This window comes from Paraburkholderia sp. RL17-337-BIB-A, from assembly GCF_046025895.1.
Taxonomy (GTDB): domain Bacteria; phylum Pseudomonadota; class Gammaproteobacteria; order Burkholderiales; family Burkholderiaceae; genus Paraburkholderia; species Paraburkholderia fungorum_C.
Genome location: NZ_JARESY010000001.1, coordinates 4,560,447 through 4,572,415, shown reverse-complemented (window position 1 = coordinate 4,572,415; position 11,969 = coordinate 4,560,447). Strand labels below are relative to the sequence as shown.

The window sequence follows — 11,969 nt, the reverse complement described above, 5'->3', positions numbered from 1 at the left end:
AGCGCGCAGGCCGTCATATCAACGAAGGAACTCTATGCAACTGGTCAAGACCGAACGCGATAACCTCCTCAGGCCGCTGCAAACCGTGAGCGGCATCGTCGAACGCCGCCATACGTTGCCGATCCTCGCCAATTTGCTGATTACCAAGAACGGCCCGGACGTGTCGTTCCTGTCGACCGACCTCGAGTTGCAGATCACCACGCGTGCCGATTTTGGCGTGGGCGGCGATTCGGTCGCGACCACGGTGGCAGCAAGAAAGCTCCTCGACATTCTGCGCGCCATGCCCGACGGGCAAGTTACGCTGACCTTGAACGACAAGCGTTTGACCGTGCAATCCGGCAAGAGCCGCTTTGCGCTGCAAACGCTGGCGGCCGACGAGTTCCCGACCGTCGCTCAAGCTAAAGACTACGGCGCGAATCTGGTGGTTCCCCAGAAAACGTTCCGCCAGTTGCTCGGCATGGTCCATTTCTCGATGGCCCAGCAGGACATCCGCTACTACCTGAACGGCATGCTGCTGGTGGTGGACGGCGACCAGCTGATGGCAGTCGCAACCGACGGCCACCGCCTCGCGTTCTCGTCGATGAAGATCGAAGGCTCGTTCGCGCGTCAGGAAGTGATCATTCCGCGCAAGACGATTCTGGAACTGCAGCGTCTGCTGGAAGACATCGACGACACGCTGAAGATCGACATCGCACCCACGCAGGTGAAATTCACGTTCGGCCAGGTCGAACTGGTGTCGAAGCTGGTGGAAGGCAAATTCCCCGACTTCCAGCGCGTGATTCCGAAGTCGCACAAGAATCAGTTCTTGATCGGCCGTGAAGAACTGCAGCGTTCGCTGCAACGCGCCGCGATTCTGACGTCGGACAAATTCAAGGGCGTGCGCTGCATCGTCGAGCCGGGCCAGTTGAAGATCATGTCGACCAACGCCGATCAGGAAGAGGCGCAGGAAGAACTGGAAATCGCGTACGACGGCGACAGCGTCGATATCGGGTTCAACGTCACGTATCTGCTCGACGTGCTCGCGAACCTGAAGGTCGACATGTTGCAAGTGAGCCTTGGCGACGCCAGCTCCAGCGCGTTGATCACGATTCCCGAGAACGACGAATTCAAATACGTCGTGATGCCGATGCGCATCTAACGCGTCCAAAAACCAAGAACACACCAAGGGGCGCAGCGCCCCTTTGGCGTTTTTATGGTGTTTTGAAAAGTCCCGAGCAGCAACCCAGCAGCAACGCAGAACCGGAAAAAATCCATGACTGAAACGAACAATTCGCAACCCGACAATAGCGGCTATGGCGCCTCGTCCATTCAGATCCTTGAAGGTCTGGAGGCGGTGCGCAAGCGTCCCGGGATGTATATCGGCGATACATCGGACGGCACCGGCCTGCATCACCTCGTGTTCGAAGTGCTCGACAACTCGATCGACGAAGCGTTGGCCGGGTACTGTAACGACATCCAGGTCACCATCCACGCGGACAACTCGATTTCGATCACCGACAACGGCCGCGGTGTGCCGACCGGTCTGAAGATGGACGACAAGCACGATCCGAAGCGCAGTGCCGCTGAAATCGTGATGACCGAGCTGCACGCCGGCGGCAAGTTCGACCAGAACAGCTACAAGGTGTCCGGCGGCCTGCACGGCGTGGGTGTGTCGTGCGTGAACGCGCTGTCGTCGTGGCTGCGCCTGACCATTCGCCGCGATGGCAAGAAGCACTTCATGGAGTTTCACCGTGGCGTGCCGCAGAACCGCATCGTCGAGGAGATCGACGGCGTGGCTGTCTCGCCGATTCAGGTGGTTGGCGACACCGAAAACCGCGGCACCGAAGTGCACTTCATGGCCGACGAGACGATCTTCGGCAATGTCGAATATCACTACGACATTCTGGCCAAGCGGATTCGCGAACTGTCGTTCCTGAATAACGGCGTGCGGATTCGCCTGCACGACTTGCGCAGCGGCAAGGAAGAAGATTTCGCGTTTGTGGGCGGTGTGAAGGGTTTTGTTGAGTACATCAACAAGAACAAGGCCGTCCTGCACCCGAACATTTTCCACGTCAGCGGTGAGAAGGACGGCATTGCCGTCGAAGTCGCGATGCAGTGGAACGACAGCTACAACGAAAACGTGCTGTGCTTCACGAACAACATTCCGCAGCGCGACGGCGGCTCGCACTTGACCGGTTTGCGTGCGGCGATGACGCGCGTGTTGAACAAGTACATCACCGATCACGAAGTCGCGAAGAAAGCGAAGGTTGAGACGGCCGGCGACGACATGCGCGAGGGGCTCTCGTGCGTGCTGTCGGTGAAGGTGCCGGAGCCGAAGTTCAGCGCGCAGACTAAGGACAAGCTGGTGTCGTCGGAAGTGCGCGCGCCGGTGGAGGATGTGGTCGCGAAGGCGCTCGAAGAATTCCTGCTGGAAACGCCGAACGACGCGAAGATCATTTGCGGCAAGATTGTTGATGCAGCGCGGGCGCGGGATGCGGCTCGGAAGGCGCGGGAGATGACGCGGCGGAAGGGTGTGCTGGATGGCGTTGGTTTGCCTGGGAAGCTGGCGGATTGCCAAGAGAAGGATCCGGCGAAGTCTGAGATTTATATCGTCGAGGGTGACTCGGCAGGCGGCTCGGCGAAGCAGGGACGGGATCGGAAGTTTCAGGCGATTTTGCCGCTGCGCGGCAAGGTGCTCAATGTGGAGAAGGCGCGCTATGACAAGCTGCTTTCTTCGGAGCAGATTGTGACTTTGATCACTGCCTTGGGTTGTGGCATCGGCAAGGAAGACTACAACCTCGACAAGCTGCGTTATCACCGCATCATCATCATGACCGATGCTGACGTGGACGGCGCGCACATCCGCACGCTGCTGCTGACGTTCTTCTATCGTCAGATGCCGGACATGATCGAGCGTGGGTATATCTATATCGCGCAGCCGCCGCTGTTCAAGATCAAGGCGGGTAAGGATGAGCGGTATTTGAAGGATGAGGCTGAGGTTAATGCTCACATCCTGAAGCTGGCCTTGCAGGGGTCGGAGTTGTTGGCTTCGGAAGGTGCTACGCCTATCACTGGTGATGCGCTTGGGGAGTTGGCTCGGGCTTATTTGTTGGCTCAAGCTGTTGTGAACCGACTGAGCCGGTTGTATGACGCTGGGGCGCTTGAGGCTGTGATGGATGGGGTTGTGATTGACCTGTCTAGCGAGGAAGCGGCTGAGGCTTCGGCGAAGGCGCTTGAGGCGAAGCTGCGGGATGATCCGTTGAAGCCTGAGGTTAAGGTCACGACGATGTATGACCCGGTGCGTGAGCTGCGCTCGCTGCGCGTTGCGCGGACTCATCACGGGAATCAGAAGATTTCTGTGCTGGATCAGGATTTTCAGCTGACCGCTGATTACCAACAGCTGATCAATACCGCTAATACGTTTAAGGGGTTGATTGGGACTGGAGCGGTGATTAAGCGTGGTGAGCGGAGTATGGCCGTTACCGACTTCAAGAGCGCTATGAAGTGGTTGCTGGCTGATGCTGAACGCAATATCTCGAAGCAGCGATACAAAGGCCTGGGCGAGATGAATCCTGGGCAGCTTTGGGAAACGACGATGGATCCGACGGTGCGTCGCTTGCTTCGTGTGCAGATTGAGGATGCTATTGCTGCCGACGGCATCTTTACGACGCTCATGGGGGATGATGTGGAGCCGCGTCGGGCTTTCATTGAGTCGAATGCGTTGCGGGCGGGGAATATTGACGTTTGAGGGCGTTGCTTCTGCAGGGAAACGGAAATCATTGGACTATCGCGGGGTTAGCTGGACTCGAATGCACGGAAATGATTAGATTTTCGCGCTTTTCATCAGAAAGCACTCAACGTTAGGTCCACGTCGCATGTTTTGAGGGGTGCGATCCGACGCGGTTGGCTCGAATTGCCCGATTAAGCAACTCGAAGGGTTACAGGTAAACAGCCTGTAACCCTTTTTGCGTTTGGGTGTTGGAACTCACCATGGAGAAGGGTTCGGTCAACCTCGCTGAGGAGCTGTCGGGTGCCACGGAAAGTGAAACTGTGCCAAGTAAGTGAAAAACTGCTGCCACAGATTATGAAAAAATCGAGTTAGTTTTCGTGAGCCTTGGTACTCGCCGCTCGAGACGGTAATCGAGCTAAGTGACCGCACACGCGGACGTCAGTTATTGCGACTGGCAGGCGGGGCGAAAGGTCAAGCAAGAGCGGTGGCCTCTTAATCCGTAGCGCGACTGTTCCGGTCATCCGCGCTGCGCCAATAAGTTGAAAGGGTTACAAGCGATTCGCTTGTAGCCCTTTTTGTTTTGCGGACCCACCTTAACCACGGTGCACCGGATTTGCTGAATGATGGGTCTGAGCAGATTAAATAGTATTGCTAACAATATTATGACGAAACGTCAGCGCGCTCGGGTCGCGACCTCTGTTGTGTTCCAAGCGTAATCACGCGGAGCGAAGGCTGGCGTCGTTGTCGGGAAGCTCGGTACCGTTCGGCGTACCAACCTTAAGGATTCTGCTGAGCGGAGAGGATAGAACTTCCGACCTTCGCATTGCGAATGTAAAAATGCGGCTAGCTATGAAGGCACTTATAGCTAATTCAACGCGTATTTGCCACAATATTGCCACACCGACCCACACCGGCACGATAGATGGCAACTTTTCGCAAGCGCGGTCCCTATCAATGGGAAGCACAAATACGACGGCGCGGCTAACCGTCCATACAGACAGCAGCGGGAAACATCGTCTGACCTCCGAGAACCGGCACCTCATGCAGGTACGCGCGGTTGGGCACGCTCGACTACGGCCAAACATGTGCGGCGCAGATCGGGCGATCGGGCAACCGGGCTTCGAACTTGCAAGCTCGATGTGTCTAAACGGAGCTAGACAACCGTAGAAGGCCGCCGGCAAGTTGGTTTCCAGATGCTAAAAAATGATTACAGATTTGCATAACGGCATTTCCACTCGGCGTGCCATTGATGCAACTGGTCCGCAGGCATCGGTCGACCGATAAAATAACCTTGTGCAACGTCGCACGAGGTAGCTCGCAGGAACTGCCAGTCTTCCGCGTTTTCAACTCCTTCCGCAACAGTGCTCAAATTTAGTTGCCGTGCAAGTGAAAGGCTAGCCTTCACGATGGCTTTACGCGATTCATCATGGCATGCGCTATGGATGAAGGTTCGATCTATCTTGAGTTCGTCAAACGGAATGTCTAGCAGATGCGCTAGTGACGCGTGACCGGTGCCGAAATCGTCGATCGACAGACTGATGCGTTTGAGTCTTAACCGCGTCATGATATCGAGCGATATGAGCCGATCGTGCATCAACCGTGTCTCAGTAATCTCCAGGATCAGTTTCGACAGGGAAAAGCCAGTGGCTTGTGCCGCGTCGACTACGAAATCCGGGAAATCCAGCGATGTCAGATTGTCCATCGATAGATTGACGGCAAGTCGCAAGTCGATGCCGTCTTGCTGCCACTCAGCAGCCTGCCTCAACGCTGCCGGCAAAACTGCACGAATGAGTTCGTCAACCAGTCCGTAGCGCTCCATCCGGTTGACAAATCGGTCTGCCGTAACGAGTCCGTCGCGCGGATGCTGCCAGCGGACCAACGCTTCGACCCCCAACAAGGACCCGGTGGACAGGGCAACTTGTGGTTGATAATAAGTTACGAGCTGGCCTTCAAGGATCGCCGCACACAGCTCGTGCAGTTGGTATGGCACGTCCTGCGGCTTCGCCGGTTCGCACTCTGCGGTCGCTGGCGCTTTGAGACGTTGTTGCACCTGCTCGCGCGTCGCTGGTTTCGATAGAGAGCCCAGCACGCGTAGCCCGTGTGCCGATGCCAGCTTCTCCGCGCTTTTGAGTATTCTCGGATCCTCTCCGCTCACGAGCACCAGGTGCCCGTTATATCCCGCCCGTACAAGTTGTCGCACGAAGTCGACACCATCCATCACGGGCATCTGCAAATCGGAAAACACCACATCGATGACGTGGTCTCCCGCTTCCAGGATGCCGAGCGCTTCTCTTGCGTTTTCGTACGGAATCACCTCGTGACCCAGTTGAGTCAGTTGCCTTTCAAGCAGCTTGAGTGCGAATGGCTCGTCGTCGACCACGAGGATTTTGCTTTTCTTTGGAGACTCGTTCATTCCACCCGCCGTTCGGGAGAGCTTTCGTTTGCACTGCGGGTAGCAGCGCTCATGGCGATGTAGTTACCGGAATAAACGTGTGTAGCTTGTCGAGCAACTTGACCCTGTCAAGAGGCTTGACCAGGAAGTCGGCGGCCCCAGCCCTCAGGCTTTCGACGACGACGTTGCGTTCGCTATGCCCCGTCACCATAATGATCTGTATGTCCGAAAAGTTCGCGATGTCCCGGATCCGGCGGGTCGCCTCGATTCCGTCGACATCAGGCAGCCCCACATCCATCAGAATGACGTTTGGCCGGTGCTGCCATAGCAACCCCATGACTTCGGCTGCAGACGACGCAAATATCAGGTCGATGTTCTGCCCCGCGAGAGCGCGCGCCACCAGCTTTTGCTGAAACTCATCGTCGTCCACCATCAACACCACCGGGCGAACCTGCCCAGCGAGCTCCAGCATCGCCCGCACCGGTGCCAGACGTGCACCGATGCTCCGTCCCGCGTCAGTGGCCAGCCCGCGCAAAGCCTCGATCGCGTGCACCATGGACCGAAAGTGCTTTCGCATGTTATCCATTTTGACACGATCGAGACCGCTACTCAGGTGAGACCCGGCCTCGGCGGGGACTTCCTTCAGCAACTCGTCGAAAGCCCCGTTGAGTGCGTGTTCTGCCTGCCTGACGGTAAGTCTGGCAACGTCGACATGCTGTCCGATCTGCGACACATACTGTGTCAACTCAGGTTCAAGCGCTGCGAGGGGGCGAGCCCGGACGGCCAGCTGGCTCACGGTCACCGGGTTCAGCGACGCTGCTTTCGCACGTTGCAATGCGTGGTGCACCGCCATCCGCAGGCGCGGAGCATCATTGGTAATTGGCCAGAACAGCACATAGTCGTCGAAGTGTTCTTTCTTGCACAGCTCATACACTCGCCAGAGCTCGTTCTTCGAGCACAGGATCAGCGTGCGGTGTGGCACGGCGTGGGCCACCTTACTGAGCCGGTAAAGGCCAAGGTAGTACTGCTGGGCCGCTTCAAGCGTGTCAAAGGCGAGAATCAGCACAGCGGGTCGATGCGCTTCGAAATCGCTGACCGCATGTTCGGGCTTGATCGAGAGCCGGACATTGTGAAATTCGTCGCTCAGCAGTGTCACGACGAGTTCAGCGTCAGCCACGGCTTCGGTTGCCACAAGAATCGGGGCGTTTTGCGCAGAGAAGTCAGCTTCTAACATTTTTGGGCAATTGTCATTTTTATCAGGTTGTCTCGAGCAGATGCGCAATCGCTTGTTCAACCGCAACGAGCGCAGCGTCGAACTGCTGGACCCAGCTAGCCAACGTGGCAAGGTCTCCCGCTTTACCAGCGTTTTCCAGCTGTGCGCAAAGGTCGCCCAATGCGATAGCACCGATCGAGCGGGAGGATGACTTCAATTTGTGCGCAACCGAACCCGCTTCGCGGCCGCGTCCCTGTGCGCAATGCGTGCGCAGTTCTGTCGCAAGATTCCGGACAGATTTCAGATAGTCTCCGAGTAACTCGCGCACGACGTCTGCGTCGTCGCCCACGATACTTTTCAGGACATCGATGTCCACCACGGCGGCGGAGTCTGTTTCATTCAATTGGACAGACCGCATTTTTTTGAGACGTAAGGCTTCCCGGGCCGGAAAGTGCTGTTCAAGTACCGCCTGCAACCGGCTGAGTTGCAATGGCTTCGTCAGATACCCATCCATACCGAGGGCAGCTGCCCGCGCGGCTTCGCCCTGAATTGCATTTGCCGTCAGGGCGATGACGGGCAAGCGCAGCTCGCTTTGTTCTTCGCGTCTGATGGTCTCCACGAGTTCGTACCCGTCCATCTTCGGCATATGGAGGTCGGTAAGCAGCAGTGCGTAACGGGTAGTACGCCAGAGATCCAACGCCTCCGTACCGTCACCGGCAACCTCGGCAACATGTCCAAGAAGCGCGAGCTGCCTCAGAATGACCTTCTGATTGATTTCATCGTCTTCCGCGACGAGAATGAGTCGCCCATCTTCGCGCGCCTGAGCGACGGTCATTGGCGGTTCGTCCCTATCCTGGCCGACCCTTACCACACTTGCGGCAATGTCGGCGGTGGACCGACCTACCGCCAGCAGCGCGGCATCCTTCAGCGACTTCCGTCGCAATCCCTCGGAGCCGATGACAACGACGCTGTGGCGTTCCGCACGGGCGGCGCAACGAAGACCAGGTACGATCCGCAACTCAGAGACCAATATGGGAGCGCTATCGCCTGAACCGAAAACTCGCGACGCTGACAGGTCGCCGAGATCCTCCCTCACAACCAGGACCGGGAGACGGGAATTCTGTATCGCCTGCTCGACGCCGCTCAAGTCATCTGCCACCGCAAGCTGGGCCCGTTCACGTTGCAGCCACGCACAAATACTGTCGAAGTCGTAGCTCGTCGAGCGCATTACCACGCAGCAGACACCGTTCAGGTCTGACCGTTCGCACGATGGCTGGGCTACGGGCACGTCGAACGGCAGGCGGACGGTGAACGTTGAACCTTCGCCCAGCGTACTGAGTACCGATAGGTCTCCTCCCATCAAATCCACAAGCCGGCGGCAGATGGCAAGGCCAAGCCCAGTCCCGCCGAATCTTCGGGTTGTCGACACCTCTGCCTGACTGAATGGCGTGAAGAGCCCGGCCAGCGTCTCCCTGGACATACCGATGCCGTTGTCCGCGACCTGGATACTCACTTCGAGCGGCGCTTCGCGCGACAGGTCGAGCCGAACAGACACGGAACCGGCCTTGCTCGGACGGCCACCCGAAAATTTAATCGCGTTGCCAACGAGGTTGTAGAGCAACTGCTTCAGCCGCGTGTCATCGGAGAGCACAACGTCTGGTACGTCGGGTGCAACGAAGGTGGCGAGTCGGACACCGGCCCTTTTAGCTACAGGCGTCAGAGAAGTGCTGACGTTTTCGACAAGGTCGACGATGGCGACCGGTGTACTTTCGATCTGAAGGCGCCCCGCTTCGATTTTCGAAAAATCCAGAATGTCGTCGATGATCGTCAGAAGTGAGTTGGCTGATTCGCGGATGGTGGAGACCATGTCGTCCTGATCCGGAGTCAGTGCAGTCCGGGCGAGGACGTCAGTCATGCCGATGACGCCGTTCATCGGCGTCCGGATCTCGTGGCTCATTGTTGCAAGAAAAGAGCTTTTGGTCCGCGACGCTGCCTCCGCTTCAGCTCTTGCCTGCTCGAGCTGTTCGGTTGCGCTACGGCTCTCCGTAACATCTCGTGCCGTAGCGTAGACAATGCCATCCAGTTGTATCGCCTTCCATGCCAGCCAGCGAGACGATCCATCCTTGCACAAATAGCGGTTCTCGAAATGGTCTATCGGGTCGCCCGAGCGATGTAGTTCTATCTCCCGCAGCGTCATCTCACGATCATCGGGATGGACGAATTCAATCAAAGGCCGGGAAAGCAACTCCTCGCTGGTCCACCCGAGCACTCTGGAAAAAGCAGGATTGACCCGTTTGAAATGTCCCCTTGGCTCCGCAATAATGCAGGTAAGATCAAGTGAGAGAGCAAAGAACCGGTCCCGTTCCGCCTCGGCTTCCTTGCGGCTGCTGATATCCTGCAGCATAACGAGGGCACCTGGCGCTCCATCGATTTCATAGGGTACTGCCATCGCCTCGCCAATGAACGTTGATCCGTCGAGCCGAAGCCACTTTTCCTCCATGGGGGGTGCCACGGTGCGTTTCTCTCGCATCCTGGCTATGCGCTCCTCGACAATGGGGATGCTGTCGGGATGCAGGAAATCAAGGACGGACCGTCCGACAATCTGTCGCGCCGTATGCGCGCCAAGCATTTCCAGGGCTTTCGGATTGGCAAACCTTATCTGCCGATTTTGAGCCAGAAACACTGCATACGGAGACAATGCAATAAGTCGACGATAACGCGCTTCGCTTCGCAGCAGCGCCTGCTCGCTCGCATATTCATGACTGACATCGCGCACGACAAGCACCACGCCGCTGACGCGATTGCCGGAATCCCGGATGGGAGCCGCGCTGATCGCGACATTCCGTTTTTCACCCTCCCGCGAGATGAGCGTTCGGCGATCGCCGAGGCGGAGCAGTTGCCCTGTCTTCAGGACGTCTTCCACCGGCACCGCCGCATGACAGCCAGTCGTGACGCTGGCGAATGGAAACACTTCGCTGTGGAGTTTCCCGATAGCATCAGGACTGAGCCAGCCAGAGAAATTCTCCGCAACAGAGTTCATTCGCTTGATGCAACCGTGTTCATCGACTGACACGACAGCATCACCGATGGCGTGCAATGTACTGTCGAGATCTCGCTCGCTATCGTTGATCCTGGATTGCTCAGTGATATCCCGGATCAATGCGACGGTTCCCGTGGACGAGCCATATCGCCTCTCGACGCGCAGTTCGTAGACGACTGGCTGGGGCACTTCAAGCCGGAACACCGCACTGACAGAGCCTTCAGCGGACTTGTCGCAAAGCATCGAGGCGAAGCGCAAGGCTTTTTCCGTACGGTCGGCGCCCTGATCTTGCCGGAAGAAAGCCGAGGTCAGCAGGGTAGGTGTCGCACGGGCAAGCTCGTGCGTCGTCCATCCAAGCAGCGTAAGCAGGTGTGGGTTGAAGCCGTCAATCTCCCCTTGAACGGAGAATCCTACAGCCGCATCGGGTATGGCCGCGAAGAGTGATTCTATCCTCTGCGCCTTCAGGATTTTGAACTCGTTCGCGTCGCGCTCGCGTTCAGCGGCCACCCTCATCTTTTCGAGTAGGCGAGCTCTTTTGGCCCCGGCAACAAGAATCAATATGGTTAAAAGGCCCCCCGCCGCGAACAAGGCGGTTGTCCGGGCACGGAATGAGTGCAGAAAATCGGACGTCGAAAATCCAACGACGACCGCAACCGGATAGTCCGCCAACGTCTGGTAACTGACCGCTCGTTCGACGCCATCTACCGGACTGAGATAGTTAAATTGCCCTCTGGGCGCGCGAGTCAAGGCTGTGCGCAGCGGATTCTGTGGAGGCAAGTAAAGGTCGGTGGCGTTTGCAGAACCGCTGCGGCGAGCACGCGTTACAAAGTCGCCGGTACCGACGACCCATATCAATCCCCTGTTGCCAATGCGTAAGGCGTCGTAGAACTCCGTGAGGCAGGACGGGGCCATCGAAATAACCACGACCCCGAGAAAGTTGCCGGCGGCATCGTCAATCCGGCGTGATAACTGGATCGACGGCTTGCCGCTGACGCGTCCGATCACAGCCTTCCCGATAAACAGGCGCGAACTGGCATCGTTGACGTGAACCGTGAAGTGTTCGCGGCCGGCCACGTTGACGGGGGTGAAGCCGGGTATCGTCGATGAACGAACGATTCCGTGCCTGTCGATCACGGATACCTGTTCAGAAACATCGAGCTTGAACAATCCTGAACTGACGTAGTCTCCTAACGGGACGCTTACGCCATGCCTTTGCGCTTGCCAGGCGATCAAGGCAGCAAGCTGGTCAGCCTCTCGCAACACGCGGCTCGTATGAGCGGCGAGCGCATCGGCTAGCGTCTCTGTCTGGGCATCGACGCTCTGCAATTCAGTGCGCGCATCCCACGCCGTGAACGTTCCCAACGCGAGCCACAGCGCCACAATCAGAATCAGGCTGCAACGGCCCATCCGTAGCAGGCGTAACGTCCGCGCACCAGATTCGCGTAATTTTGAAGCGACCATTTCAGTACAGGAACAATGCTCAGGACCAGGGGAGATACTTCATGCACGTTGACGTTTTGAGCTGCGCGGGCCGGTCGGCCCCGTTGCCATGCCCATCAGCACGCGCCAACGTCGGCAGTCCCGGTCTCACGCCAGGTTAGCCCGGAAGTCGGAC

The 11,969-nt window shown here is 57.6% G+C and carries 5 protein-coding genes; 2 read left to right on the top strand and 3 right to left on the bottom strand.

The window, feature by feature from the left end; genetic code table 11:
* The first annotated feature begins 34 nt into the window (after positions 1-34).
* Together dnaN and gyrB are read left to right on the top strand one after the other, a co-directional pair.
* Entirely contained in the window at positions 35-1,138 is a 1,104-nt protein-coding gene (gene dnaN / locus P0D84_RS20370) for a DNA polymerase III subunit beta (protein ID WP_408339335.1), read from the top strand.
* Between the two features lie 114 nt (positions 1,139-1,252).
* A complete protein-coding gene (gene gyrB, locus P0D84_RS20365; RefSeq protein WP_408339333.1) occupies positions 1,253-3,727 on the top strand; it encodes a DNA topoisomerase (ATP-hydrolyzing) subunit B in 2,475 nt (824 codons plus the stop codon).
* A gap of 1,189 nt (positions 3,728-4,916) precedes the next feature.
* On the opposite strand, the gene P0D84_RS20360 is transcribed toward gyrB, so the two are convergent.
* From P0D84_RS20360 to P0D84_RS20350, 3 genes are read right to left on the bottom strand one after another with little or no spacing between them, the layout of a single operon-like run.
* Positions 4,917-6,122 (bottom strand): EAL domain-containing response regulator, encoded by a 1,206-nt coding sequence (locus P0D84_RS20360; protein WP_408339331.1) that lies wholly within the window; start codon positions 6,120-6,122, stop codon positions 4,917-4,919.
* 49 nt (positions 6,123-6,171) lie between these two features.
* The gene (locus P0D84_RS20355) at positions 6,172-7,335 is read right to left on the bottom strand and encodes a response regulator (RefSeq protein WP_408339329.1); all 1,164 of its coding nucleotides are present in this window, start codon (positions 7,333-7,335) and stop codon (positions 6,172-6,174) included.
* Between the two features lie 22 nt (positions 7,336-7,357).
* Positions 7,358-11,815: a PAS domain S-box protein gene (locus P0D84_RS20350; RefSeq protein ID WP_408339327.1), complete on the bottom strand. Its 4,458-nt coding sequence runs from the start codon at positions 11,813-11,815 to the stop codon at positions 7,358-7,360.
* Between the last annotated feature and the right edge of the window lie 154 nt (positions 11,816-11,969).

Coding starts and splice junctions, on each gene's coding strand:
- dnaN (WP_408339335.1), top strand. CDS start 35: ATGCAACTGGTCAAGACCGAACGCGATAACCTCCTCAGGCCGCTGCAA.
- P0D84_RS20355 (WP_408339329.1), bottom strand. CDS start 7,335: ATGTTAGAAGCTGACTTCTCTGCGCAAAACGCCCCGATTCTTGTGGCA.
- P0D84_RS20360 (WP_408339331.1), bottom strand. CDS start 6,122: ATGAACGAGTCTCCAAAGAAAAGCAAAATCCTCGTGGTCGACGACGAG.
- P0D84_RS20350 (WP_408339327.1), bottom strand. CDS start 11,815: ATGGTCGCTTCAAAATTACGCGAATCTGGTGCGCGGACGTTACGCCTG.
- gyrB (WP_408339333.1), top strand. CDS start 1,253: ATGACTGAAACGAACAATTCGCAACCCGACAATAGCGGCTATGGCGCC.